Genomic DNA, 26026 nt, shown 5'->3' with positions numbered 1-26026 from the left:
TTTGGCATGCCCCGACGCCAACGGAAATAGTAAACTGGGTGAATTGTAACTTTCACCTCCTGAACAATACATTTCGGGTGGTCAAGTGATTAGTGGCTTCGGCCGCCATTTGACGGCTTTTGAGGCCTGGTGACAGGATAAACGGCCCGATCACGACGATTGACCATGCAAATGCGACGTTTGACGACCGCATTGTTTCCGAATGGCATGCCGGGATTCTATTTTTGCAGGAATCGAAACCACCCTTTTCCACTATATGCTCCCCGATCATTATCTGGCCAAAATCGACCGTAAACGCGTCAGTTTTACCGCCTATGGCCTGATCCTTTCCGGGGCGTCGTTGCTGGCGGGTTTCGCATTGTGGCAGGAGCGGTATTTTAGGGATACGCAACTATTTCTGACGGGTACTACCATCAACATAGCGGTACTGATCGCCGCCTGTGCCATCAACTACAGGCTTTCACCCCACGCCGCCCGTTTTTTTCCGGATACCAACCAGTCGATCAACCGGGCTGCATTCTGGTTTGCCATATATGGGATTGTAAATGTCTCCGTTTGCTGGATAGCCCTCCATATTTACGACCTGACTCATCTGAAGGGCACTGAATTCGATTTACCCCGGGCTCTCCGTATCAGCTTTTTTGTACTGAGCGGTTCACTGATCGCCGCAGGCCTCACGGAGCTCTCCTATACGTTCCGGCAGTGGCGCACCAACCAGGACGAGCTGGAACAGATGCAGGAAAAGCAACTCCGGACAGAACTAGAAGCCGTCAAGCAACAGGTTAACCCGCATTTCCTTTTCAATTGCCTCAATTCATTGTCGGTACTGATCGCCGATGCCCCTTCCGTAGCGGAAAAGTTTGTGGATGAGATGTCGAAAGTATACCGCTACCAGCTCAGCGTGAACGGTCCTGACAAGGAAGACATCCTGGTTTCGCTGGAGTCGGAGCTACGTTTTATCAAATCCTACATTTACCTGCTGGAAACCCGTTTCGAAAACGGCATCAATATCCGGATACAGGTTCGCGAAGTTTTTCAATGCGGGCAGCTGGTCCCGCTGACGTTACAGATACTGATCGACCACGCTATTCATCATAATATGGTCTCTCCCTCCCATCCGCTCAACATCGTAGTGGCCACCACCGAAACCGGGCAACTCGAATTCGGGCACAACCGTCAGCAAAAATTACTGAGCATGCCGGTAGAGTCCGCAGACATTCAGGTATTAATTTCCAGATACAGGTTCCTTTTCAACCATGCCGGAGCCGTACAGGTGAAGGAAGACGATCAGCATTTTGCCATTATATTGCCCCTGATTTTCACATGATACCTTCCCTAATCTACAACGGAATTGGTCACCGGATATGGCTCAGCCTGTTCGGCAGGTGGATATTCGCATTGCTCGTGCCCTGGTTTGTGCCTACTATCAGTTACCTGCTCATCGGAGAACCCTACCTCGAAAACCTTTACAATTTCACAGGTGGCACGCTGATGGTACTCTGCATGACCATTGTGGCATTCGTCCCGCATGACTGGGCCGCACGCTATATTGCACAAAAATACCCGTCCCTCCATTCCTCTCTAAAAAGGAGTGCCCTCACCGCGCTGGCATTCTGGGGACTGACGGTCGTTTTTGTGACATCCTACATGGTATTTATCATGCATTTCAGACCATTTCATGCCGAGCTCGACCGAAATGCGATGATCAACGTGTATCTTTTCGAGTCTGTGGCGGTAATCCTGCTCACGGGCTTGTACGAGATCAATTATTCCCTCAACAAATGGAATTCGGTCAAAGTCAATAAAGAGGCTATCAAAAGGGCCGGACTTCAGGGGCAACTGCAAAGTCTCAAAAGCCAGGTCAACCCGCATTTTTTGTTCAATAGCCTGAACACCCTTTCGGCACTGATTGCCGATGAGCCCAAACGGGCCGAACAATTTGTGGATGAAATGGCAAGAGTTTACCGCTATTTGCTTCAGACGAACCAGAACGAGCTCACCACCCTGTCGGCGGAAATCCGGTTCATCCGGTCCTATTTCCATCTGCTGCGCACCAGATACGACATCGGGCTCGACCTTTATATCGACATCAGCGAAGCGGATCTCACCAAATGCATTCCTCCGCTCACCCTCCAGCTGCTGGTCGAGAACGCTGTTAAGCATAACAGCATTCTCGAAGCCAACCCGTTACGGGTATCGATCCGGTCTTTGGGGAACGACCTGCTGGAAATCAGTAACAATCGTCTCCATAAATCGACACCCGTTAAATCGACCCGGCTGGGATTGGCCAACATCATGGCCAAGTACGAGCTGCTTTCGGACCGCATGCCTGTGATCGACGATAGTGGTGAGATTTTTAAAGTCACACTGCCCCTGATTACGCTTAAAACGACAAATGCATGAATGTACTAATTGTTGAAGACGAAAAACTGGCCGTGCGCAAGCTGACCAAGCTCCTCGAAGAAACCGCGCCCGAATTGGTGATCCGGGGTATTACGCCCAGCATCGCAGGCACCGTCGAATGGCTCCGTGAAAACCGTGAAAACGGCAACCCGGAGCCCGATATCATTTTCCTCGACATCGAACTCGCTGACGGACAGAGCTTCGAAATCTTCAACCGGATCGAAATCAGGAGCACGGTCATTTTTACAACTTCCTATGATGAGTATGCATTGCAGGCCTTCAAGGTGAACAGCATCGACTACCTGCTGAAACCCGTGCAGCAGGAGGATTTACAACGCAGTATCCGGAAGTTCTACGACCTCACCAGCAAACGGGACACGACTCCGGCACCTGTTCAGCAGGTTTATTTAGAAGCCATTTTGAAAAGTCTCCATTTGCAGACTCCCGTACCCGAGTACCGAAAGCGTTTCCTGGTAAAACAGGGCGCCCGGCTGTTGTCCGTCGAGACGTCCGAGATCGCCTATTTTTATATCGACAATGGGCTTACCTTCTTTAAAAACCAACCAGGGCAGAAGTTCGTCGTGGACTATAAAATGGATGAACTGGAAGCGTTTCTCGATCCAGCCCGGTTTTTCCGCGTGAACAGGGCGCTTATCGTGACCCATCATTCGGTGGTACAGATGCAGCCCTACTACAATCACAGACTGGCACTCACGCTGCACCCGGCCCTGGATAAGGAAACGATCGTCAGCCGCGAGCGCGCCGTCGATTTCAAGATCTGGATGGGGAAATAACATCTCTTCCTAAAAAGACAGGAGCGCATAGGCATCCGCGAGGTCGGGATAATGGCTCGAAATCAGTTCCTGGAGACGCATCCTTGCCCGGGCATATTGCGAACGTACCGTGGCTTCGTTGATGTCCAGCATTCCGGCAATCTCTTTATGGGTGTAGCCGTCCACCGCATACAGGAAAAAAACCGTTTTGTAGATTGGTTTCAGCGTCTGGATGAGCGCCATGATTTCACCCGCAGTAATATGCGACACCGCTTCCTCGGCGAGGCCCGGTTCGGGAATATCTTCAAATGCGGTTCGGGACGCGTAGTGCTTTTTATTCCTGCGAAAATAGCTGATCGCATTATTGACCATGATCGTCCTCAGCCAAGCTTTGAAGGGTTGCTCGGGATCATATTTATCCAGATTGTTAAACACTTTCAAAAAACCCTCATTGAGTACCTCTTCCGCCTCCTCGGGTGAATAGGTATAGCGCAGGCAGATGCTTTTGGCGTAACCGAAATATTTCTTAAACAAAATATGCTGCGCCTGGCTGTTGCCTTCCCGGCAAGCGTCGATCACCGAGCGGAAGTCGTTCGGGTCAAAAAGAATTTTATTCAGGAATTTGAACATATGCGTTAAGCCTTTTCTGTCTGAGCTATTCACTGCGGGAAGGTCCGCCTTATCCGTCCGCCCGATTTTTACGGACTGAACCGCTACAAAAAGAATTCATAGAGACGATGATTAAAAGCCCGTTAGACAGAGAGGTTGAATGTATCGCCGAAAGGCCGGAATTATCCGGTAAATTGCCGGTGACCGGTCCCCCAAAACCAGCATCAACCGCCCGGTCGGCAAAGTATGCCCCTTTAACCATTTAAAGGACCCATACGTCGAAACATCAGACATGGGATTGGCTTTGCCCGATCCTGCCTGCTATTTTTACGCCAATGACCAAAGAAAAATCTAAAAGCGGTGCAATCGCGGCAATGCATCTGCTCGCCTGGGCATTACTGGGCTTTGTACTCGTATTTTACCAGCCCTTATCATGGGGCGTAAGCTTGCCTGCCGCATTCTGGGTCAAGCAGTTTTTGAATTTCGGATTGCTCGTCGTGCTGTTTTACTTCAACTCGCTGTATCTCGTTCCAAAGTATTTGTTAACAAACCGGATCTTCGTATTCATTTTATGGGGTATCGCGCTGGTCGTCCTGATATTGGTATTAAGCAAGATGGCTGATCACCAGCTGGAATTGAAACGGCATATGGAACGCATAATGCCCCGGCACCGGGGTCCCAGGCCGCGGCATCTGATCGACGGCATTTTGCTGATGACTTCGCTGCTCGTTATCGGGGTCAGCACCAGTCTGGCGGTGATCCAGCGCTGGCAGGCCGATGCCCGCCTCCGCGACGCCGTCGAAAAGCAGAATATATCGTCTGAACTGGCATTGCTGAAAGCGCAAATCAACCCGCATTTCTTTTTCAATACTCTCAACAACATCTACGCGCTCTCATTCACGCATGTGGAGCAGTCACGCGAAGCCACGCTCACGCTCTCCCGCATGATGCGCTACCTGCTGTACGAAACCCAGCAGGACACCGCGCCGCTCAGTCGCGAATTTGCATTTATAGACGACTACATCGAGCTGATGAAACTGCGTGTCCGCAGCACGGATAATGTGGTCTACACCCGTGATGAGCCGGCACCCGACTATCCGATCGCGCCGATGCTGCTACTGCCTTTTATCGAAAATGCATTCAAGCACGGGATCGATGCTTCGCAGCAGTCGGAGATCAGGGTCCATGCAGGCGTTCGCGAAGGTGTATTGACGCTCCATGTAGCCAACCATATCTTTCCGGTTCAGCATATGGCCGATCAGGAGAATGGTGGCATCGGGCTGTCCAACACGAGGCGACGGCTCGATCTGCTGTATGCCGGCAGGTACCACCTCGATATCAACCGGAATCAAACCACAAACAAGTACACTGTTAACATGACCATCAACCTCACGTAAAGATGACCCTGAACTGCATTACAGTCGATGACGAACCGCTCGCGCTGGGGCTGGTCAGCTCTTTTGTGGAACAAACGCCATTCCTGCACCTGCAAGGAAGGTACATCAATGCCCTCGACGCCCTGCAAGCCATTACCAAGGAAACGATCCACCTGGTATACCTGGACATCCAGATGCCGGAGCTTACCGGAATGGAATTGGCGAAAGTGCTGAGCCAATCGTCGCAGACACAGACGAAGATCGTTTTTACGACGGCTTATAACCAGTTTGCGATACAAGGATATGAGGTAGATGCGCTGGGGTACCTGCTGAAACCATTTGGTTACAACCAGTTCCTGACCACTGCCATGAAAGCGAAGAAACATTTCGAAAGTCTCCGTGAATTGACGCAGGAAGCGGAGCTGGAATCGGGTGAGAATTACCTGTTTGTAAAATCAGAGTACAAACTCGTCCGCATTGATTTCGACTCGATTCTTTTCGTTGAATCATTCAAGGATTATGTCAAAATCCATCAGGCCAATGGTAGCCCGGTGGTTTCGCACATTAGTCTGAAAGCGATCGAGGAAAAGCTGCCCGGCGGAAAGTTCATCCGCATTCACCGGTCGTTCATTGTGGCGGTCGGCAAAGTGGACTCGATCAGTAAAAGTGCCGTTCACCTGGGCAATACCGATATTCCGGTCGGAGATCTCTACAAAGATGCATTTAAAGAACTGGTGGCAAAGTGGCAATGAAAAGGCGGCGCCCAGGCCCATAATCACCTTGCCCTGATACGATAAGTCAGACGAAGACTCTGAATTAAACGAAAGATGTCACCCCGAGTGCCCAGGGTGACATTCCTCGCAGCATGCGCTGCTCAATGTGATAGTTAGAAGCTACGCTCTGCCCGATTTTGCGATCGATTCGATGAGCCCCCGCATATAACCGATCGCAAACAATGCGCCGATGTTGCTGTAACCCGGATGTTCGTTGCTGTCGCCGTACATGGTAGGCGTATGGTCGGGCCGCATGGGACCACGGAAACCGAGCTCATAGTAAGTCTTCATGGCCTCGTACATATCGGTTTTACCGTCGTCGTGAAAAGTTTCTTCAAAGTTGTTTTTGTTACCACGGACGTCACGGAAATGCACGAAGTGGATCTTCTTGCGGCTACCAAAATATTTGATGACCGCCGGGATGTCTTCGCCCATGGTGGCGAATGTCCCCTGGCACAGGGTAATGCCGTTGCTTGGACTTGGAACAATCTCGATCAGCCGCTTGAATGCGTCGGCGGAAGTCATGATCCGGGGTATACCCTGGATTTTGTCGACCGGGGGGTCGTCGGGGTGCAATGCAAGTTTGACGCCGGCTTTCTCCGCTTCCGGGACCACCGCTTTCAGGAAGTATTCGAGATTCTTCCACATGGTTTCCTTTGTAAAATCTCCGAACTGCGTCAACGGCTTGTCCTTCACGGCCTCGTAGTCGAATGCGCTCACGAGTGCGCCCCCGCGTGAAGGCCTGTCCAGCGTTGTGCGCGCCCAGCTGATAACGGGCATCCAGTTGTAGCAGACCGTGTCGATGCCGGCTTTCGACAGGTTTTTGATAAAACTGATAAAATGTTCAATTTCCTCATCACGGCCTGCGAGTCCCAGCTTGGTTTTTTCATACAATGCGGGTGGCCCTTCCACCACGCGAAATTTCAATCCTTCTTTTGCCCATGCGTCGCGTACTCCCACGATGGCATCGTACTCCCAGTTATTGACGTTGCTGAGCCCTGCACTTTTGGGGTTAACCCCTCCTACCGCACCCAGTACCTGCATTTGCTTCGATAACTCGATGCGCTGCCTGTTCATACCAAAGAAATGCGCCAGGCAGAATTGCATGCCGCCGTCTTTGACATACTCCAGTGCTTCCCGGGACGGGGTCGCGAATGCATTCGTGCCAGCCATGGAAAGTGCGGCCAGCGACGCACTATTCCTGATAAATTTTCTACGGGTATTTTCCATATCCATTATTGCTTATCCCACCAGATGCGGGTCATGAACAAATCGGGGCCCTGCCGATCGATGGCTGCCTTGAAATTGGGGTTAATCCCCTCTTCGCTCAACGGATAACGGAGCCTGCGCGGGATCTGCCCGTTGGTATCGTTGCCGATGTAATTAACCGGCGTGAGTTCCGGGTAGCCCGTGCGTCGCCAGTTGGCCCAGCCTTCGATATGGTTAAAAGTACTGGCACTGATCAAATATACCTCCGTATGGATCGCGTTCATCTTCGCAGCCAGCGTTCCGCTTTCGGGATAGGGGTTTTTCGCTGCGTAGGCGCTCGCCTGTGCAGGGGTAATGCTACCGCCCATCACCGACATCTGTGCCAATGCGGCGGCCTGCCCCGCCTCGAACGCGGCCTTGGCAAATCCCGTCGCCCAGCCGCGTTCGATTGCCTCTGCTTTCAACAGCTGGGTTTCGGCGTAAGTCATGTATATCCAGGGCAATGCAATGCCGATCGCGTTGGTTGCCGGGCGCGAGTAGTTATCGAGGTTCTTCTCGTCGAGTGCAGCCAGTCCGACGGCATCGGTACCATTCGGCAGGCCCCGCTGGTTTGCGGCCGTATTGTCGCCGTTTTTCAGCATCGAGATCACCGGGAGCCGGGGATCCTGGCGGGTTTTCATCATGTCGATCAGTGTCTTTGCCCATTGTACCCCGGCGTTCGGAATGTTGGTTACATTCGAGCCGCTTGGCCCGAGGATCCAGGAATTGGGGTTCGAGTTGATTTCCGCCCCGGTATTGCTGTACTTCACCAGGATCGTTTCGTCATTACCGGTAATCAATCCGCGGTCGATTGCCTTTTTGGCCCAGACCTGCGCATTGGCCGCATCCACTTTCTGAATCCGCATCGCCAGCCGCAGCATCAGAGAATTGGCAGCGCGTTTCCACTTGTCGAGGTCGCCCCCGTAGAGGTAATCGGCCGCTTTGGGAATGTACCGGGCCGCGTCGAATGCATTGCCTGCTTCTTCCAGCTCTTTGAGCATATCCATGTAAATTGCCTGCTGCGCATCGTATTTCGGAGAGAAATTGCTCTCGATAAAGCCCTTTCCGGCTTCAAAATAGGGAATGTCCCCGTACAGGTCGGTGGTCCGGGAAAATTCCATCACTTTCAGGATCCGGGCCATCGACAGCACGTTCACATTTTTGGGGTCTTTGGCAGCCACATCCACCAGGTTGACAATGCTTTTCACCGCATAGGTGTACGAATTATCGAAAAATGCAGAATTGATCTCCCCGAGGAAGGTATAAAAGCTGCCTTTGTAAAAAGTAGCATCCACCGAGGACATCTGCTGGATCAGGCAGGCCGCGTAGCCGAAGTTGGCACGCCAGCTCTTGGACGCCGGACCGCTTGCCGAGCCGGTCACCAGCAGCTGCGATTGCCCCAGCAGGTAATCTACCGGCACATTAGAAGGTGCATTGGGATTGACATTGATCTCCTCAAAATCATTGGTACAAGCCCCCGCTCCGGCGAGCAATGCGAGGCATATGGTTATTTTTTTCAGCATGATTTCTTCTTTTGAAAATAAGCTTTGGATCAGAATTTCAGGTTCAGGTTCACACCGTATGACCGCGTCGGCGGTGTTCCGGCGAACTCCACGCCCTGCGCATTGCCATTGTTGTAAGTCGCCTCGGGATCAATGACCGGCACTTTCTTCATGAGCACAGCCAGGTTACGCCCCACGATCGAAACAGATGCTCCTTTGAACGGCAGCTTGCCCAGAAACCGGGTCGGAACAGAGTACTGCAGGATGATCTGCCGCAGCTTGATAAAATCCGATTTATGGATGAATGGCGTGGCGATGGCCGAGTACCAGTTGCTGTAATACGCCTGAGCCGGTGCCTTGGCGGTATTAGGTTCTCCGGTTTCGGTGACACCTTCGCCGGTTACCCCGCCTTCACGACCTACCAGCGTCTCCTTGCTCAATCCGAAACGATAGGCCAGCGCATTGGTACCGGAATAAATGTAGCCGCCGAATTTGCCATCCACCAACACGCTCAGCGTAATGCCTTTATAGTTGAACGAGTTGTTCAGACCCAGCGTGTAAGGAGATACCCCTGACCCGAAAGTCCGGATATCCCCGGCCATTGCCAGCCCCTGCGCGTTGTAGACGATATTCCCATTGGCATCGCGTTTGAAATCATACCCTTTGATCTGGCTGTAAGGTTTGCCCACATCCTGGTGAATGAATGCAGAACCCGGACGTGACTGGTCCACGCGCAGCGTTTGCAAATCGTTGTAAAGGCTCAGCACCTCGCTGTTGTTGTAACCCATGTTGAATGAAGCATCCCACGTGAATTTCTTGCCATTGAAAATCGTCGCACCCAACAATAACTCGATACCCCGGTTGCGGATCGCACCGACGTTGAATAACGCGCTGGTGTAGCCCGATGTCTCAGAAATAGTCGCACTGACGATATCATCGGTGGTCTTACGATCGTATACCGCAAAATCGACATTGAGCAGGTTATTGAACAATTTGGCTTCCAGACCCAGCTCCGACACCGTGGAGGTCAGCGGCTGCAAACCGCCGTTCGGAACCCGGGTGCCATTGATCTGGGCCAGAGCGGAACCTAAATGCGCCCCACTCAATGAATAATACAGCGACAAGTTGTAAGGGTCCGTATCACCGCCCGCCTGTGCCCAGGAACCCCGGAATTTCAGGTAACTGATCACAGAAGGCATTTTCATCGCCTCCGAAGCGACAAAGCTTACGCCAAACGACGGGTAGAAAATGCTGTTCCTGCCTTTGGCGAGCGTCGAAAACCAGTCGTTACGCGCAGTGGCGGTTACGAACAGATAGTTGTTGTAGGAAAACTCCGCCGAGCCATACACGGAATTAATGCGTTTCTCGATGTAGGCTTCCGTCACGGTACGCGCTGCGGGGTCGATGTTCGAAATGTCGTAGAAGAATGGAATATTGAAACTGTTGTTGGCCGAAACGTCGTTCAGGTTGGTGACCTGCTTCATCATGTTACCGCCGAACAGGCCGTTGAATGCAAACTTCTCGCCGATTTTCTTGTTCACCCCTACCAAAAGCTCCTTGTTGGTCTCGGTAAATTCACGCAGCGAGGAAGTATAGCTTCCTTTCAAAACATAACCGGTTCCGTATGGCTCGATGCTTTTGTACCGGTAATTGAAATTATCGAAACCAATACGGCCTTTCACGTAAAGCCAGTCGGTAATGGTGTATTTGGGCTCAAAAGAGGCAATAATGCGTTTCTTCTGGTCGTCCTGCTGGAACTGCTCGGTCGCGAAATACGGGTTTTGGGTATACTGGTTATCCGACCATACTTTTTCATTGCCGTTTGCATCGAACTGGGCCTGTTTCAGCACATCCACGTCCAGTGAAGTGGGCAGCACATACATCGCGAAGTTCGCGTTACCCGGGGAGTCGTTGACCCGCGGCCGGTTGTGGTTCTTTTCGATGATATACTTGGCATTGGCAACAAACGACAGGTTTTTGCCGAGGTTCCCGTTCGTATTCAGTGCAAAATTATTCCGGCGGAGCGTGTTGTTCGGCAGCACACCTTTGTTATTCAGGTCGTTCATCGAAAGGCGGTAGGTTACCTTCTCGGTAGCACCGGTCAACGCAATGGAGTTCGTAAAGGTTGTTCCCACATTGTAAAACTTACGCAGGTTGTCCTTCGCAGCCAGATATGGGCGCTCTACGCCGTCGTAGTTCATCGCATTGCTGCCGTCCAATTTTCCTCCCCAGCTGTTGCGGGTGGCGGTCTGGGCAACGGTTGTGGGTTTCACACCGTTGCTTCCCAGGCCGTATTCGTATTGGTAATCTTTGTAGGATTTAAACAGGAGGTCCTCTGCCAGGAAATTGCTGTTCACTTCCACGCCAATGCCTTTGTCGGCCTTGCCGCCTTTGGTGGTGACGAGAATGGCGCCATTGGATGCACGCGAACCATATAATGCGGCCGCAGTGGCGCCTTTCAGCACGCTGATGCTTTCGATCTCGTCCGGGTTAAGGCTGGAAATACCGTCACCGCGATCGGAGCCGGTCCAGGAGCCCTCCCGGTTCGCCCCGATGCTTACCGAACCGAGGTTGTCGTTGTTGATCGGAATACCGTCCACGATGATCAAAGGCTGGTTATTACCCGAGATGGAGCCATTACCCCTGATCACTATACGCGACGAACCGCTCGGGCCGGTGGCGGTACTGGAAATATTCAGACCAGCTACTTTGCCCACCAGACTGTTGGCGATATTGGTCGAGCGCGCCTGTGTGAGCTCTTCCCCTTTCACTTCGGAAATGGAGTATCCCAATGCCTTTTTCTCCTTTTTGATACCCAGCGCCGTGACCACCACTTCTTCCAATGTCTGCGTTTCGGCAGCCAGTTTCACGTCGATGACCGAACGCTGACCCACCGTTACTTCCTGTTTCTGATAGCCTATCGAACTAAAAATCAGCACCGATTCCGCCGAAGGTACTTCCAGTTCATACTTACCGTTTCCGTCGGTGTTGGTTCCGTTGATCGTCCCTTTCACGAGTACATTCACGCCGGGCAACACTTCACCATTATTGTCGACAACGGTACCGTTGATCCGGATATCCGCAACGAGGGGCCGGTTCTCAGCCGGGGCGCTGATCTGTCCAGTCGACGGCCGCGGATCGATAGCCGGGGTTTCGATTCTTCTTGGCATGATCATAAAGGCGTTTTTACGGACTTTTTTCAAAACCAGGTTCGTCGATTTCAACAAATTCCCGATGTTCTGTTCGGCGGGAAGGTTCCTGTCAAATACAAAGTCCGAAACCGTCATTCCGCCCATCTGGCTCTCTTCAAAAAGGATATCGGCCTTGTAATATTTCTTCAACTGCAGCAGTACATCCAGCAGCTTCGCCTGGTTGCCGGTCTGTTCCGGAACGGCCGGCCGGCTTCGCTGGGAGGTGTAGGCAAGCGCCTGGGCGGCCAGCGGTGAGCCGGGTGTCGCCCCCAGGATCATGCCACAGCAGAGGACTGATAGTAGTGATCGGTGTTTCATATGGGATACTGAATAGGATTTTTACAGATTGACTGGATGGGTGAAGTATTTATTTTTGCAAAATGAGGTAGGCCTCACCGTCGCGCCCGAGACGGAAATCGAACAGCTCCGACAGCAAGGTCAGCAACTCCTCGCCATTCTCGGGCTGGAATGTGCCACTCACAGTTCGGTTGGCAAAACGGGCGTCTTTGATCTCCACTTTAATGCCATAATGCTCCTGCAATTGGCTGGCTACTTCGGACAACGGCGTTTTATCGAATACAAACCGATTGCCGGTCCAGGCGATCAGCTTCTGCGTATCGGCGTGCGGTTTCAGTACCGGTGTGGCTGCCGCTTTTTCCATCGTAACCAGGTCACCGGGCTTCATCACGAGTTCCTGCTTTCTGGTGCCTTGCGAATAAAGCAAATGCACTTTTCCGTTTTTCAGCAACACCTTTCCGCCCTTCTGACGGGTATAAACCGAGAACTCGGTACCTAGCACCGTTACTTCGAAATTCTCATCGGTTTTGACCATAAACCGCTTGTTGTCAATGGTGTGCTTTACGTGAAAGAAAGCCTCACCATTCAGTTTCACTTCCCGGGTGTCATCCCCGAAACCGAAACGCGGTACGCGTAACGACGTGTTGGCATTCAGGATCACTTGAGTGCCATCGGCCAGCTCCACCGACCTGGTTTCACCGAATGCGGTGCCGTAAGTGCGGTAAATGATGTAGTCGCGGCCAAACCAGGACGCAGTACCGAGCAATAGCAGCGAAGCAGCCGCCATCAGCCAGTTTCTTCGTCTTTTGATCGGAGCAGGCTGCACCGCCGTTTCCTGTTCCGTGTTTTCAGATGCTTGTGAAGCCGCGTTATGCGGATGCTCCTGCATGTAGCGCAGGTATGCCTCGTAACGCTCCCGGCCATCGGCCAGGTATTGCGGCGACCGGGACTGCCATTCGGCCAGCCATTCGAAATAGAGTTCCTGGTGCTCGGCCAGGGCCAGCCATTCGCTGATCAGCCGCTTCTGTACCGGACTCGCATTCCCTGCGAAATACTGGAACAGCAGCGCTTTGTTTACTGACAATGTGTTCATTTCAGTGGATTGAATATCGGTATGGATGTTAAGGATGTTTATCAAAAAAAGGCCATCGGGATCGTGATCAGCCATGTCCAATGATCTTTCAGCCCCAGACGCAACACGCTCAATGCTTTGCTGATATGCCCTTCGACGGTACGGCTCGACAGATTCATTTCCGCCGCTATCTCCTGTATCTTCTTATTTTCGAACCGGTTGAGCAAAAAAACCTTCTGACATTGCGGTGGCAGTTGCTCTACGATCCGGTCGATCCGGCTGGCCAGCTCCTGGAAATGCATCAACGCCTCAGGACGTTCGGTTGACGCAATGTCGCATTGCGGCAACAGCTCGAAAGAATCGGTGTTTTTTAGCTCACTGGCCAGAAAGTTGTAGGCCCGGTTCTGCACCGACTTAAACAGGTAGGCGCGATACGAAGACTTCACCGATTCGTACGAACGGTTCTTCCAGAACGCATAGAACATTTCGGAGACCAGATCGGCGGCAGCATCTTTGGAATACAAAAATCGCACGGCATAGGAGCACAACGGATTGTAATACAACCGAAACAGCAATGCGCAGCCCTCCCGGGGGTTTTGCTCAAACGTCTTGCGGATAAACAATTCCCGGTCGCCCTCACAGTCCGGCTGCTTACCGCTATCTTCCTGCGGACCTCCCCTGTCCACCTCCCAGGACTCCCCCTTTTCTTGATATTCCGACCCCGGCGATGAAAGCATTGGTAACTTTTAAATATTAATTGGTATATTTTTCAAAACAGGTATTCAGTAGTAAGACAGGAAATGCTCGGAGTACACGCGGTCAATTGATCTATATTTTTAAAAAATTGCATTATTCTGTATTTTTAGATATCAAATTACTATCACCCATCCCGATGATTTCCAATATCTTACAGGGCAGTTTTCATCGAGCCGATACTCAAAAAGTGAGAAAAAAAGTTTTTAACAGCAGGGATGAATGATCGGATGCCCACAGCGAATCCATCAGTCATTCAATCATTCAAAATCATGACAACAAAACTAAATCGCATCAGCGCACAGCTTCCGGTACAGGACCTCGAACGGCTATTGCATTTTATGTGCAGAAGTTAGGCTTCACGCTCGAATTCCGGTATGAAGATTTTTACGCAGGTATTGAGAAGGATGGGCATTCCATTCACCTGAAAATGCGCTATGAGGATAAAAATGGAAGCAGGCTAAAAGATAATGAAGATCTGGACCTGGTTTTTTCCGTGGATGACATATCCAGCCACTTCGAAGAAGTTAGCGCGAAAGAGGTAAAAATTATCCAACCGCTCCGTGAAATGCCCTACGGAATGGAATTCTACATCGCCGATCCCGACGGAAATGTAATCGCCTTTATGGAGTAGTCGGCCATGATTGAATGACTGAATGAAAACCTTACTGTCAATGATTTACTCGAAAACAACATTCCATGATCGGATCATTCAAAATCCAACCAATTAACTATTGATTCATTCAATCATTAAAAACTAACCCCGGCCGTGATCTGTACGTATTTTGTCTTGATGTTCCCTCCGGAAGTACCACCCAAACGATCCTCTTTGTAGCCTGCTACCCGGAAGCTTTCGCTGATCCTGACGGTCAATGGAATGATAACCTTTCCTGCGTCGACTTCCACACCAATGGCCGCGATGGGACCAACGGGATCATTTTTTACATCTTTCTGAAGGTCCACATCCCTGATAACCGAATTACACCCAGCGACCCCGCATCCGTACCCTTCTGAATGATAAGACAAACCTGTCCTGATCCGGATATTCAGGCCCAGTTCAGCAAAGGGCCTCACCTGACCGGAAGTGAAAGTATACCTCACCATAAAAGGCAGATTAACGGCCGTCCACTTCCAGTTTAATTCGGTAAAACGGTGGCTATTCCGATCCCCATCCTCTTCCCTCTTTTTGAACGTGCTGTAATTGGGCTGAAAATGAATGGAAACGCCTGACTTTTTCTCTGATACCGAGTAACCGACATCTACCCCGGCCGTTAAGCCCGACGCCGCGGCCATTTTATGGTCATCATAAATCTTCCCAAAAAGCTGCGTTCCGCCGAAAGCTCCGATTTTAAAATTTCCCAGGCCCGCAACTTGCTGTCCCTGTGCAATGAAAGGCAACATGACGATAACAATTGTGTACAAATGCTTCATGACAGTCATTTTAGTTTTGGATGAGTAAATTCAGTCCCGTCGCAGGTGGGATTCACTGATTGAATAAAACGCCAACCGTCGCCTGTACCACTTTAGTTTTAAGTCCACCGTAGCCGCTTGCGGGAATCCCGGTGGGTTTTATGTCGTAAGTTCCGAAGCTTTCGCTGAGTCGGATACTGACCGGGACCGTCACGCCAAAGACGTCCATTTCAGCTCCGAGTGCTGCAATGAGGCCTGACGGATCATGTCTGACTGTCTTTTGCCCATCGTCGACTCCTTCCGCCCAGGTACAGCCCGCTATACCACAGGCTCCCAGGTCGTATGCCATCGACAACCTCGTACGAATCCGGAGATTAATACCAGTCTCGGCAAATGGCCTCACTTTTCCGCCGGTAAAAGTGTACCGGAGCAAAAGTGGCAAGTTTACCGCTCCCCATTTCCATTCGATCCGGCGGTAGGACTGTGTGTTTTTCCCCTCTTCCAAAACACTTCTGAAAGTACTGTAATTAGGTTGAAAATGAACCGAAATACCCGATTTTCGCTCGCCAAACCGATAGCCCAGATCAACACCGCCAACCCAGCCCGAGACATTGTTCATTTTACGGTCGTCATAAATCTTCCCCCAAAGCTGCCTGCCTCCAAACGCCCCGAACTGGAAATTCCCCTTCAATACAGCATCCTGCCCATATGCAAATACAGGCAGGACAGCAATGAACAACGCGTACAAATACTTCATAACTATTCAGGTTAAGTTTGTAACCAAATGACACCTGAATAGCAGGAAACGTTGGCTCGGGTCGATTGAATGGGTGAACAACCAATGACTGAATGACTGAATAAATCTTAAAAATTGCTTCTTCAAATTAACCATTCAAAATTAACATTACTACTTATTACTCAGTCATTGACTCGTTCAGTCATAAAAATTAACCAGCATCCTCCTCAGCATCTCGCGATCCGCTTCGCCTAGCGGTGTGAGCGGGCTCCTTAGGAAACCACTTTCCACGCCCTGGATCTGCATGCCCGCCGCAATGGTGCGCGGGAGTCCGCTGGCGGTGATGAACGTGAGCAGTTCGGCCTGGCGGTAGTATGCCTCGCGTGCCGCTGCCAGATCGTTGGCCAGGATCGCATTGTAGAGCTGGTGGTTCAGCTCCGGGATCAGATTCGGCGCGGCGGTACACCAGCCCGAAGCTCCGGCGGCAAATGCAGCGAGCGCAAGCGGGTTGGAACCGTTGTAGAATGCCACTTCTTCACCCAACACGCGCCGCAGATAATGCATCCGCTGCACATCCCCGGTACTTTCCTTGACCATCGTCACATTCGGGATCTGCAAGAGCCTTTTGAGCAATGCAGGCGACATATCGATGCCACCGGTAGCGGGGTTGTTGTATGCCATCACCGGAATACCGATAGCCTCCGCGACCGTCTGATAATGTTTGAAAATCTCATCGTCTGAAAGCTTCCAGTAACTCATGGGTATGATCATGACCGCGGAAGCGCCTGCGTTCTCGGCAAAACACGCGTGATACACCGTTCTCTCGGTCGTCAGGTTGGATACGCCTGCGAGCACCGGCACGCGGCCATTTACACACTGCAATGTTGCCTCCACTACCGCTTCTTTCTCCTCGTCGCTCAGGTACGGGAGCACTCCGGTACTGCCCAGGGGCGCTATCGCATGCGAGCCCGACTGTACAAGCCGGTCTGTAAGTCTTTTAAACAATGCAATATCCAAACGTTCCTGCGCATCGAACGGGGTGATCGGATAGGCAATAATGCCTTTAAAAACATTTTGATTGGTCATTGGATGTCAGTGTTAGATCCGGAAAATGGTTTTGATTACAGGTCGCGTCCCTCTTCCTCGCGCAGTGCCACGCCAAGGTTCTGCAACTGGGGGGCGTTTTCACAGGCGATGTATTTCGCAGGTTCCGATTCGCTCAGGTTCTGATGGCGGTGCCACGCCCAGCTCGGAATATAAACGGCGTCGCCGGCCTGCCACTCCACGCGCTGGTCTTCCACTTCGGTGTAGCCTTTCCCTTCCAGGACATACAAAACCGTTTCGTAAGTATGGCGGTGGCGGTTGGTGAGCTGGCCGGGCAGCAGTCCGCCGATCGTCAGGCTCACGTTTTTGGTAGGGAGGTCTACAAAGAACACCGGGTGCCTCCGCTCGGTCGAAAACTGGTTGTGTTCGCCTGCGTGCTCCACGTTGCGGTGGATGAGTTTGGCGGGCTGGACGTACACGGGACGGGCAAATGTCTGGTGAAAATCTTTGGAGCTGAATTGTTGTGTTTGTGCTTCCATGGTCTGATTGTTTTTGTTCTAATGCATGATTGCAAGACAAAACTATCTTACCTTTGGACCAGCTTACTGGTTCAGAAAACACAAAAATAACTAGTCCAGATGTTACGCCCCTGGGAACTCTTCCTACCCATTGACAAGAACAGCGGTGAACCTGTGTACATGCAGATTGCCGAAGCGACGATCACTGCCGTGAAGACGGGACAGCTGAAAGGCGGCGACGCCTTACCTGGCAGCAGACAGCTCGCCGCACAGTTGAAAGTGAACCGGAATACCATCGTAGCGGCTCTCGACGTGCTGATAGCAGAAGGCTGGCTTGTATCCCGCGAACGCCAGGGCATATTCGTGCCTGAGAACATCCCGGTGGTTGCCGACGCCTCCGTCCAACCACAAACCGGGTCAGGTGTTTCCACCGCCGCGCCGAAGCCGGAGATTTTCTTTGACGACGGCCTGCCGGACAGCACGCTCGCCCCTATTACAGAGCTGGCGCGTGCCTACCGGCAGGTATTCAGCCGGAAAGGCCGCTGGCAGATGATGGGCTACACCAATGCCGCCGGGGATGGAGAATTCAGGGAGGCTATTGCGCAGATGCTCAATCATAAACGGGGCATGCGGCTGGTTTCCGATAACGTTTTCATTACCCGCGGTAGCCAGCAGGCCATGTACCTCGCAGCCCATTGCCTGCTGCGGAAAGGGGATTTTGTGTTGGTGGAAAGCCCGGGCTACCAGCCTGCCTGGCGGGCGTTCGAGCAGGCGGGGGCCACGCTGCTGCCCGTGCGTGTAGACGCACATGGGCTGGTGGTGGAAGAACTAAAACCGCTTCTGGACAAGTACCCTGGCGTTCGTGCTGTTTACATTACTCCGCACCACCAGTTCCCGACGACCGTCACCCTCACGCTCCCACGACGACTGGAACTGGTCCGGCTATCGAACGAATATGGGTTTACCATCATCGAGGACGACTACGATCATGAGTTTCATTTCAGTTCACGGCCTGTGATGCCCGTTTCCAGCCTCGAAGGCATTCAGCATTACGTATACGTAGGAACGATGAGCAAGATTGCCGCACCGGCCCTGCGGTTGGGGTATCTCGCCTCTTCGCCGGGTTTTATCCAAAAAGTGACGGAACTAAGGAAGATCATCGACGTACAGGGTGACAATGTGATGGAGCAGGCCGTGTTACAGCTGATCCGTGATGGAGAGATCAAACGGCACCTGAAACGTGCCACAAGCCGGTACAAAGCCAAACGCGACTGGTTTGAAAAACTCCTGAACGAACAACTGGGCGACAAAATCCGTTTTACGAGGCCGGAAGGCGGGCTCGCATTCTGGATCGAACCCAAAGCACAGGTAGACTTGCAAGAGCTCCTCGCCGCATTGCTACGGGAGCGAATCGCCCTACTGCCGCCGGAAACTTTCGGTTGTCCCGATGTGCGGGGATTGCGGCTGGGTTACGCCTCACTGACCGAAGCGCAACTGGAAACGGGTGTCAAAGCGATGGCCCGTCTTTGGCCAGACCCGGTGTCGGATCAACCTTAAATCGTCTCCGTTGCTGCCATATTCATCGTAGTACTTACTATTGCCGAATCCGGCAGTAACCTCGCTGTAAGCCCCACAGGTCTCAATGCCGCCCGTTTCGTTGATATCCCGATTGGCTGCGGCATGGGCGCTATCGGCGGCTGGCTCCTTTACAATGAACGCGTTCACTGGCTGGCCACCCGGCATATCCGGAAAACCAAAATAGCAATGGCCGAAAGGAAGTAACTCCACCCGGCCATCGTCAAAACACCTATCAGTGTTAGAAAATAGCTACCCGAGCTGTTCGAGCACTTTTTCCAGCAGTGCCTTCGTCTGGCGGACCCCTTCGTCGTTGGTTGGCTTGGTGGTATCCCCACCCATATCGCGCATGAGGCCGCCTTCGTACTCGATGCCTACGATCCCATTGTTCCAGCCCGAGTCTTTGATGATTTTAAAGATCCTGATAAAATCAGTTTCCGGATCATTTCCATGCGCATCGAACTGGTGAGTTTTGGCACTGATTCCTTTGGCATAGGGCATCATTTTCTTCACGCCTTCATACTTATCATGCTCTTTGACGCATTTGGTCGCCATAAAACCTTTGATGTCCAGTGTTTCCGGTTTGCTTCGTTCCGCGCAGAAATTGCCAAAATCAGGTAACAGTCCCTTATTAGGCGCCTTCAACTGTTTCATCACCCCGACCAGCCAGTCTGGGTCGGTAGAAACACCGAAATGGTTTTCGACGATCACATTCAAACCGGCTTTACCCGCATACTCGAGGAGCTTGCCATAGCCATCTACCGCCGCCGTGGCCAGTTGTGCCGGCGTACCTTCCTCCTTCTTGCCCGACAGCATGGCCATGGCATCGCCGAGGTTCACCCGGATCGCTGAACAACCGAGAAACTTCGCGGCTTCTACCCATGGGAAATGCGCTTCCACGGCTTTTTTGCGTGCGGCATCGTCCAACGCGGTCAGGTTTTCACCGTCGACCATGATGAGATGGTTCTTCATGCCGAGGTCGTCGCAGCGTTGTTTCAGTTCTTTCAGGTAAGCCTGGTCAGTGTGTTTGTTGTTGAAAAAACCGGATACGTATTCGAGAATCGTAATGTCATAATCATTCTTGGCACGGGCGGGAAAATCCATGTTGGTCATTTTGCCGCCGAACAGCTCGGAAGCAAAAGAAAACTCGGCCAGCGAAATATCGAAGGTAAATTTCGCGGCAGGCCGGGCCACCAGCGAATCCATGGAAGCCAGACCCAATCCGGCGGTTGCCAGCCCCAGCTGACCTAAAAATTGACGACGGGATGAATGCATAAGTAAATAATGGTTAGGTTTTGACATGAAAATCACCGGGAAACAAATGTGACCGAGAAGGGCACGAACAGCGCGCCTTTGGCCTGGTCATTTTTAAATACGAAATACAGATCGTGAAAGCCGCTCTGCGCATTAACAGGTACCCTAAACGGCTTCGGAGGTGTTTTGGAAGTGAAGGCGTCGGCATTGTCCGTCGGCTCGATGCGTCCGGTCTGACCCAGCAGGGGGCCATCGGGTGCACCGTCGCGAACTTCCACAACGCCGCCTTGTGCGTTAAGCTGGTCTTTGGGAGCAGCTACCACGAGCGCGAGTTCGGTAATGCCCGTGAGGTCTATCTGCTTGAAAGTGGCATAGGTATTCGGCTGCGTGATGATCAGCAGGTTGTTTTCACCCATTTTGAAACGCATGATATTCTTCGAAGCATCGTCGGCATTGCCGAAAAGCAATGTAGGACTACGGAGGATCAGCGCTTTTTCGGTGGTTTGCGCAGGCACTCCGGTGGCTCCTTTGTCGGTGTAGCTTGCCAGCAGTATGAAAATTCCTTTGTTGGGATCGCCCCCCTCTGGAATGTGCGCTGTCACCTGGCCCGATGGCGGCAGCATTTCGGGAGCCGTCTTTTCATCGGACAGACTCAGGATGTATTTCACCATTTGCGCTGCTTCCGGGAGGCCAATGGACGGATGGGCCGACATCGCGGTTTCTCCCCAGACACCGGCTCCCCCTTTGATGATCTTCTCCGAAAGCAGATCTACGGCTTTACTTTCCGTCTTATACCTGGCGGAAACCGCCCTGAAAGAGGGACCGATCGACTTCTTATCCTGAAAATGGCAGGCTTTGCAATCGCTTTTTTCGATCAATGTTTTGCCTGCTGTGAACGTGACAGGCGCTTCCTGGTGACCTGTTTCGGTCTTAGGCTTGTCTTCGGCATCCTGATACGCTGCTGTGATCTTCACTTTAGAGGCTGGAATGCTGTTTTTGACCAAGCTTCCATCCTCAGGGTCTGTCACATTAACCTGATAGGAGACCGGCCTTTCCGGGAAGAAAAAGGACTTGTTTCCACCCGTCTGTTCGAGTGTAACCTGGGGCGGCTCGTTGCCGGCCTGCACCGTCAGACTCTGCGAATCTTTCAGGCCCTGGGCATCGGTTACTGTGAGCTGCACTTGGTAGATACCTTTATGTTTAAAGATATGCGAAGGATTCCGCTCTTTGAGGATCACCGGAGCGGTCCCATCGGCACGCGTGATTTTCCATTGATACTGCAAGGAGTCTTTGTCGAAATCCTGCGTTCCATCGGATGAAAACTGTACCCTAAACGGAACCGCTCCTGCTTTTTTATCGACCGAAGCCACAACGACCGGCTTGCGGTTTCCACCATTGTACTCGATCCGGACCAATTTCGATTCGGGATTACCCATGAACCAGCCCTGGCCGTATTCCAATATGTACAGATCCCCGTTTGGTCCGAAAGCCATATCAATCGGATGTTCCAGTTTCAGGTTGGGCAGAAAACGCTCCATTTTAACATAATCGCCTTTCGGACTCAGCGTGACCGCCATGATCCAGTCGCGCATCCATTCATAAATGAAGAGTTTCTTGTCGTAGTAGGAAGGAAACGCGCGTTTTGCATTTTCGAATTGATCCGCATGGTATACCGGCCCGGCCATCGCGCTGCGTCCGCCCGAGCCCAGCAATGGAAACCGCTTCGTTTCCGCGGCGGTGTACCAGATCAATGCCTTTTGCGCCGGCGGCAGCTCGGTCAGGCCCGTGTTGTTGGGTGAATTATTGACCGGCTTTTCCGGCTTGAATTTCTCTCCTGACTGCTTCGTTTCGAAATCATAATCCCAGTATGCCTTATTATCACCCACGAAATAGGGCCAGCCGTAATTGCCTGCCATTCTCGCCTGGCCGAACTCATCCTCAGCGGCCGGCCCCAAGCCGGTCGAATCCTTCCCGGCATCCGGCCCTACATCGCCCCAGTAGAGGTAACCAGTCTTTTTATCAACCGAAATGCGGTAGGGGTTGCGGTGACCCATGGTATAAATTTCAGGTCTGGTTTTAGGATCATAGCTGCCCGATGCATTCTTTGGAAAGAGGTTACCTTCCGGAATCGTATAGGGAGCGCCTCCTGCCGCATTGTCTGCCTCGGGATGAATGCGAATGATCTTTCCGCGTAAGTCCGCCGTGTTCGACGACGATTTCTGCGCATCGAACGGGCTCCTTCCCGGACGCTCGTCGATGGGTGCGTATCCGTCCGACGCGCGCGGACTGGTGTTATCACCCGTGGAAAGGTACAGGTTGCCCTGCGCGTCCCAATCGATGGATCCGCCGGTGTGGCAACAATTATCACGCTGGACAGGAATACGCAGGATTACCTTTTTCGATGCCAGGTCGAGCATATTGCCTTTGAGCTCGTAGCGCGCCAGGATATTCTCGGGGGTCTTGCCCGAAGGCGAATAGTAGAAGTATACCCAGTGGTTTTTGGCAAAATCCGGGTCGATGTTGACGCCCAGAAGGCCGTCCTCAGCTTCCGAATTATCGGTATACTTCGTGCTGACGGGTATAGTCGCGATCACCGACGTCTTTTTGGTAGCAGGGTTGTACAGCTTCACCGCGCCGTGCCGCTCGATAAAGAGAATGCGTTCGTCGGGAAGCACTATCAATTCCAGCGGTTCGTTGAGGTTTTCTGTCAGGACGACCTTTTGGAAGCGATTCTCCTCGGGTACCTGCGCCTGAGCGAAGGACGCTCCCAGGAGGAAAGACAGAAGTGTAAAAGTTTTGTTCATGAAGCTTATTTTGATTGTTAGGTTTGAAATGGTTGGTTTTAGTTATAGCGTATACCGCTGTTCTCCCCTGATGTAAGGGGGCCATTGTGCCGGTATGGCGCCATCAGCAAATGACATTTTTAATAAAAAATTGAAATATATCAATCCCGATAACAATACAATGATAAAGAAAATTTTCTTTGTGTAAAATTTACACAAAGAAAATTTTCCTGATGATCAGTCAATTACTATGGAGCATAGCTTGAAGGAGTATTTTGAGAAAGCATTGAAGGAAGTTTCGATCGACTGCACCGTGTTCGGATTTCACGAAGGAGAACTGAAAGTGCTGCTGCTGCGATGGAAAGGCACCGACGGGTGGAGCTTGCCGGGGGGGCATATCCTGCTCGACGAGTCGGCCGACGACGCGGCGAACCGCATTCTCATGCAGCGGACCGGATTAAGTGAGATTTTCCTCGAACAGTTCTACACGTTTGGGGACGTCAACCGCTACACACATTACACCACAACCGAACTGCTGACCAAGCTGGAAACCACATTCGGAAAGGGCTTTTTTGAGGGCATCATGTTCGGACGCACCGTTTCCATCGGCTATTTCGCCCTTGTAGAGTTCGACCAGGTACAACCCGCACCCGACTGGTTTACCGACGAATGTCGTTGGTGGAGCATGGCCGACATTCCACCACTACTTTTTGATCACAACAAAATGATCGATCGTGCGCTTACAGCGCTACAACAGCGCATCCGCAACCAGCCCGTGGGCTATAACCTTCTCCCCGAAAAATTCACCATGCCCGAACTCCAGCGCCTCTACGAAACCATCCTGGGCCGCCAGTTCGACCGCCGCAATTTCCAGAAGCTGCTCATGAGTTACGACATTCTCGAACGCCTCGAAGAAAAGCGCATCGGAGCCGCAAACAAATCACCGTACCTGTACCGGTTCGATAAGGAGAAGTATGAGCGGGCGATGGAACGGCGCCAGGGTTTGAGCCTCGGATTGTGAGAAGTGGGGTGCCTTGGTACCGAGTGGCGTGAGCCTCGGGATGAGCCCCAGGACGAGCCTCAGGATGAGGTCCCAGGACACGATCCCGGGATGAGCCTCAGGACAAGCCTCAGGATGAGGCCCTAGGACACGAGCCTCAGGGCAAGCCCCAGGACTGCAGTCCTGGGTTGGGAATACGGATGCGGGATCCCTGGCGGGATGTACCATGGTTGATTGCGCGACACACGTGAGCCTCTGCTTCGTTTCCCGGCGCGCTCAGCGATCTGACTTCCGTATCAGTAACATTTGCGGGTTAGGATCTTTTTGGAATACCAATCTAAATTCCTGAACCATTCCGATGAACGCCAACCAAAACCGCAGGGACTTCCTGAAAACCGCCGGGCTTACGACCCTGGGCATTACCGTTCTACCTTCTTTGATCACCCGCGCTGCGCCGAGTGACCGGGTCCGCATCGCGCATATCGGCCTGGGCGGGATGGGGAACAACCACATGAAATGGTTTGCAAACCTGCCCGATGCGGAGATCGTCGCGCTTTGCGATGTAGATGAGCTGCATTTGGGCGAGACGAAGCAACGCCTCGAAGGTATGAAGCCCGGCATTCAGGTAGATACCTACGGCGATTTCCGACGCATTCTGGAACGCAAGGATATCGATGCCATCACCGTGGCGACACCGGACCACTGGCATGCACAGATCGCCACGCTGGCCTTCCAGGCAGGAAAAGATGTGTATGGTGAAAAACCGCTTTCTTATTGCATGAAGGAAGGGAAAATGATGCTTAAAAATCTTGAAAAATATGACCGCGTCTTCCAGATGGGCAACCAGATCCATGCGGGTGACAATTTCCACCGGGTTGTTGAGCTCATCCAGTCGGGCGCGATCGGAAATGTGCATACGGTGCGGCTGTGGAAAAAGCCGACGACCAAAGAACTGGGTTCGCCGACCGTCCAGCCCGTCCCTAAAACACTGAACTGGGACATGTGGCTAGGCCCTGCACCGTTTACAGAATACATTCCTGAAAAGTGCCATTTTACCTACCGCTATTTCCTCGATTATTCGGGCGGAGAATTTGCGGATTTCTGGTGCCATATCGCCGATGTGATGTATTCGGCGATCCATCCGAAGGGTCTGAAGAAAATCAATGCGCGGGGTACCGCATACGAAGGCATCGCCAATGCGCCGAAGACGCTCGACGTGGATTACGAATTCGAAGGTTTGAAAGTATACTGGTCCTCAACCCCACCGAATGTCCCCGGGGCTGCGGACCGTGGGATCGGCGCTTTCTTCGAAGGCGACAAAGGCACGCTTATCTGCGATTACAACACTCGAGAGCTCACTATCAATGGCGAGACGATGACGGATATCGCCACGGTACCCATTACTAATCCCAGGTCGCCCGGACACCAGCAGAACTTCATCGACTGTGTCAAATCCCGTAAACAACCCGAGTCCAACCTCGCTTACGCACGCGAGCTGACCATTCCAATGCATTTAGGATTAATTTCTTACCGGCTGAAAAGAGAACTGACCTGGAATGCGAAGAAGGAAAAATTCAGCGGGGACAAGGAAGCCAACCGGCTGTTGTCGCGAAAGCCGCGAAAGGAATGGGATCTGGTTTAATGGTCTAATACACCACATCTTAGTATGTACATGCACGACCGACTTACTGTATTGAAGAATTAATTGG

General features: G+C 52.1%; 21 protein-coding genes. 9 read left to right on the top strand and 12 right to left on the bottom strand.

Going from position 1 to position 26026, the window contains the following annotated elements; translation table 11 throughout:
• The first annotated feature begins 256 nt into the window (after positions 1–256).
• Genes BP71_RS28410 through BP71_RS28400 form a run of 3 tightly spaced genes read left to right on the top strand, consistent with a single transcriptional unit; the run spans position 257 to position 3197 of the window.
• A complete protein-coding gene (locus tag BP71_RS28410) occupies positions 257–1327 on the top strand; it encodes a sensor histidine kinase (RefSeq protein ID WP_496384972.1) in 1071 nt (356 codons plus the stop codon).
• The gene (locus BP71_RS28405; RefSeq protein WP_496384971.1) at positions 1324–2403 is read left to right on the top strand and encodes a sensor histidine kinase; all 1080 of its coding nucleotides are present in this window, start codon (positions 1324–1326) and stop codon (positions 2401–2403) included. The genes BP71_RS28410 and BP71_RS28405 overlap by 4 nt, the downstream gene beginning before the upstream one ends.
• Complete coding sequence (locus BP71_RS28400; RefSeq protein ID WP_496384970.1) at positions 2400–3197, top strand: LytR/AlgR family response regulator transcription factor; 798 nt, start codon at positions 2400–2402, stop codon at positions 3195–3197. Before BP71_RS28405 ends, BP71_RS28400 begins: the two co-directional genes overlap by 4 nt.
• Positions 3198–3206: 9 nt before the next feature.
• Here the strand turns inward: BP71_RS28400 and BP71_RS28395 are convergent, their stop codons facing one another.
• A complete protein-coding gene (locus BP71_RS28395) occupies positions 3207–3806 on the bottom strand; it encodes an RNA polymerase sigma factor (protein ID WP_496384969.1) in 600 nt (199 codons plus the stop codon).
• 314 nt (positions 3807–4120) lie between these two features.
• Between BP71_RS28395 and BP71_RS28390 the strand changes: the two genes are divergently transcribed.
• Complete coding sequence (locus tag BP71_RS28390; RefSeq protein ID WP_496384968.1) at positions 4121–5182, top strand: sensor histidine kinase; 1062 nt, start codon at positions 4121–4123, stop codon at positions 5180–5182.
• A gap of 2 nt (positions 5183–5184) precedes the next feature.
• Complete coding sequence (locus BP71_RS28385) at positions 5185–5913, top strand: LytR/AlgR family response regulator transcription factor (protein WP_496384967.1); 729 nt, start codon at positions 5185–5187, stop codon at positions 5911–5913.
• Between the two features lie 141 nt (positions 5914–6054).
• Here the strand turns inward: BP71_RS28385 and BP71_RS28380 are convergent, their stop codons facing one another.
• The 5 genes from BP71_RS28380 to BP71_RS28360 are packed head-to-tail and all read right to left on the bottom strand — an operon-like array spanning position 6055 to position 13981.
• Positions 6055–7164, bottom strand: a complete 1110-nt coding sequence (locus tag BP71_RS28380) for a mannonate dehydratase (RefSeq protein WP_496384966.1) — start codon at positions 7162–7164, stop codon at positions 6055–6057.
• A 5-nt stretch (positions 7165–7169) separates the two neighbouring features.
• Positions 7170–8705, bottom strand: coding sequence for a SusD/RagB family nutrient-binding outer membrane lipoprotein (locus BP71_RS28375; RefSeq protein WP_496384965.1), 1536 nt, complete (start codon positions 8703–8705; stop codon positions 7170–7172).
• Positions 8706–8734: 29 nt separating this feature from the next.
• Complete coding sequence (locus tag BP71_RS28370; protein ID WP_496384964.1) at positions 8735–12193, bottom strand: SusC/RagA family TonB-linked outer membrane protein; 3459 nt, start codon at positions 12191–12193, stop codon at positions 8735–8737.
• A 49-nt stretch (positions 12194–12242) separates the two neighbouring features.
• Positions 12243–13265: a FecR family protein gene (locus tag BP71_RS28365; protein ID WP_496384963.1), complete on the bottom strand. Its 1023-nt coding sequence runs from the start codon at positions 13263–13265 to the stop codon at positions 12243–12245.
• A 41-nt stretch (positions 13266–13306) separates the two neighbouring features.
• Positions 13307–13981, bottom strand: coding sequence for an RNA polymerase sigma-70 factor (locus BP71_RS28360; protein ID WP_496384962.1), 675 nt, complete (start codon positions 13979–13981; stop codon positions 13307–13309).
• Between the two features lie 263 nt (positions 13982–14244).
• Between BP71_RS28360 and BP71_RS28355 the strand changes: the two genes are divergently transcribed.
• On the top strand, positions 14245–14631 hold the full coding sequence (locus tag BP71_RS28355; RefSeq protein ID WP_496385176.1) for a VOC family protein: 387 nt from the start codon (positions 14245–14247) through the stop codon (positions 14629–14631).
• 116 nt (positions 14632–14747) lie between these two features.
• Here BP71_RS28355 and BP71_RS28350 read toward each other — a convergent pair whose 3' ends face one another.
• The 4 genes from BP71_RS28350 to BP71_RS28335 all read right to left on the bottom strand — a co-directional run bounded on the left by BP71_RS28350 (position 14748) and on the right by BP71_RS28335 (position 17726).
• Positions 14748–15428 (bottom strand): hypothetical protein, encoded by a 681-nt coding sequence (locus BP71_RS28350; protein ID WP_496384961.1) that lies wholly within the window; start codon positions 15426–15428, stop codon positions 14748–14750.
• A 52-nt stretch (positions 15429–15480) separates the two neighbouring features.
• Positions 15481–16164 (bottom strand): hypothetical protein, encoded by a 684-nt coding sequence (locus BP71_RS28345; protein ID WP_496384960.1) that lies wholly within the window; start codon positions 16162–16164, stop codon positions 15481–15483.
• A 177-nt stretch (positions 16165–16341) separates the two neighbouring features.
• Positions 16342–17229 carry a dihydrodipicolinate synthase family protein gene (locus tag BP71_RS28340; RefSeq protein ID WP_496384959.1) on the bottom strand — a complete coding sequence of 296 codons (888 nt, stop codon included), beginning with the start codon at positions 17227–17229 and terminating at the stop codon, positions 16342–16344.
• Between the two features lie 35 nt (positions 17230–17264).
• On the bottom strand, positions 17265–17726 hold the full coding sequence (locus tag BP71_RS28335) for a cupin domain-containing protein (protein ID WP_496384958.1): 462 nt from the start codon (positions 17724–17726) through the stop codon (positions 17265–17267).
• A gap of 99 nt (positions 17727–17825) precedes the next feature.
• On the opposite strand from BP71_RS28335, the gene pdxR reads away from it, so the two are divergent.
• Positions 17826–19262: a MocR-like pyridoxine biosynthesis transcription factor PdxR gene (gene pdxR / locus BP71_RS28330; protein WP_496384957.1), complete on the top strand. Its 1437-nt coding sequence runs from the start codon at positions 17826–17828 to the stop codon at positions 19260–19262.
• 270 nt (positions 19263–19532) lie between these two features.
• Here pdxR and BP71_RS28325 read toward each other — a convergent pair whose 3' ends face one another.
• Together BP71_RS28325 and BP71_RS28320 are read right to left on the bottom strand one after the other, a co-directional pair.
• Positions 19533–20555: a sugar phosphate isomerase/epimerase family protein gene (locus BP71_RS28325; RefSeq protein WP_496384956.1), complete on the bottom strand. Its 1023-nt coding sequence runs from the start codon at positions 20553–20555 to the stop codon at positions 19533–19535.
• Positions 20556–20587: 32 nt separating this feature from the next.
• Entirely contained in the window at positions 20588–23338 is a 2751-nt protein-coding gene (locus tag BP71_RS28320) for a PQQ-dependent sugar dehydrogenase (protein ID WP_496384955.1), read from the bottom strand.
• Positions 23339–23567: 229 nt separating this feature from the next.
• Here BP71_RS28320 and BP71_RS28315 point away from each other — a divergent pair, with 229 nt between their 5' ends.
• Complete coding sequence (locus BP71_RS28315; protein WP_496384954.1) at positions 23568–24338, top strand: NUDIX hydrolase; 771 nt, start codon at positions 23568–23570, stop codon at positions 24336–24338.
• Positions 24339–24675: 337 nt separating this feature from the next.
• The gene (locus BP71_RS28310) at positions 24676–25959 is read left to right on the top strand and encodes a Gfo/Idh/MocA family protein (protein WP_496384953.1); all 1284 of its coding nucleotides are present in this window, start codon (positions 24676–24678) and stop codon (positions 25957–25959) included.
• Positions 25960–26026: the final 67 nt, after the last annotated feature.

This window comes from Dyadobacter ginsengisoli DSM 21015 (genome assembly GCF_059568735.1).
Note: the sequence above shows the minus strand (reverse complement) of the source record. Positions and strands in the feature narration are given on the sequence as shown.

Excerpts from the sequence above, each read along its gene's own strand:
- BP71_RS28365 (WP_496384963.1), bottom strand. The coding sequence starts at position 13,265 with ATGAACACATTGTCAGTAAACAAAGCGCTGCTGTTCCAGTATTTCGCA.
- BP71_RS28335 (WP_496384958.1), bottom strand. The coding sequence starts at position 17,726 with ATGGAAGCACAAACACAACAATTCAGCTCCAAAGATTTTCACCAGACA.
- pdxR (WP_496384957.1), top strand. The coding sequence starts at position 17,826 with ATGTTACGCCCCTGGGAACTCTTCCTACCCATTGACAAGAACAGCGGT.
- BP71_RS28310 (WP_496384953.1), top strand. The coding sequence starts at position 24,676 with ATGAACGCCAACCAAAACCGCAGGGACTTCCTGAAAACCGCCGGGCTT.
- BP71_RS28405 (WP_496384971.1), top strand. The coding sequence starts at position 1,324 with ATGATACCTTCCCTAATCTACAACGGAATTGGTCACCGGATATGGCTC.
- BP71_RS28400 (WP_496384970.1), top strand. The coding sequence starts at position 2,400 with ATGAATGTACTAATTGTTGAAGACGAAAAACTGGCCGTGCGCAAGCTG.
- BP71_RS28385 (WP_496384967.1), top strand. The coding sequence starts at position 5,185 with ATGACCCTGAACTGCATTACAGTCGATGACGAACCGCTCGCGCTGGGG.
- BP71_RS28360 (WP_496384962.1), bottom strand. The coding sequence starts at position 13,981 with ATGCTTTCATCGCCGGGGTCGGAATATCAAGAAAAGGGGGAGTCCTGG.
- BP71_RS28325 (WP_496384956.1), bottom strand. The coding sequence starts at position 20,555 with ATGCATTCATCCCGTCGTCAATTTTTAGGTCAGCTGGGGCTGGCAACC.
- BP71_RS28375 (WP_496384965.1), bottom strand. The coding sequence starts at position 8,705 with ATGCTGAAAAAAATAACCATATGCCTCGCATTGCTCGCCGGAGCGGGG.
- BP71_RS28345 (WP_496384960.1), bottom strand. The coding sequence starts at position 16,164 with ATGAAGTATTTGTACGCGTTGTTCATTGCTGTCCTGCCTGTATTTGCA.
- BP71_RS28380 (WP_496384966.1), bottom strand. The coding sequence starts at position 7,164 with ATGGAAAATACCCGTAGAAAATTTATCAGGAATAGTGCGTCGCTGGCC.
- BP71_RS28390 (WP_496384968.1), top strand. The coding sequence starts at position 4,121 with ATGACCAAAGAAAAATCTAAAAGCGGTGCAATCGCGGCAATGCATCTG.
- BP71_RS28315 (WP_496384954.1), top strand. The coding sequence starts at position 23,568 with ATGGAGCATAGCTTGAAGGAGTATTTTGAGAAAGCATTGAAGGAAGTT.
- BP71_RS28395 (WP_496384969.1), bottom strand. The coding sequence starts at position 3,806 with ATGTTCAAATTCCTGAATAAAATTCTTTTTGACCCGAACGACTTCCGC.
- BP71_RS28350 (WP_496384961.1), bottom strand. The coding sequence starts at position 15,428 with ATGAAGCATTTGTACACAATTGTTATCGTCATGTTGCCTTTCATTGCA.
- BP71_RS28340 (WP_496384959.1), bottom strand. The coding sequence starts at position 17,229 with ATGACCAATCAAAATGTTTTTAAAGGCATTATTGCCTATCCGATCACC.
- BP71_RS28370 (WP_496384964.1), bottom strand. The coding sequence starts at position 12,193 with ATGAAACACCGATCACTACTATCAGTCCTCTGCTGTGGCATGATCCTG.
- BP71_RS28410 (WP_496384972.1), top strand. The coding sequence starts at position 257 with ATGCTCCCCGATCATTATCTGGCCAAAATCGACCGTAAACGCGTCAGT.
- BP71_RS28320 (WP_496384955.1), bottom strand. The coding sequence starts at position 23,338 with ATGAACAAAACTTTTACACTTCTGTCTTTCCTCCTGGGAGCGTCCTTC.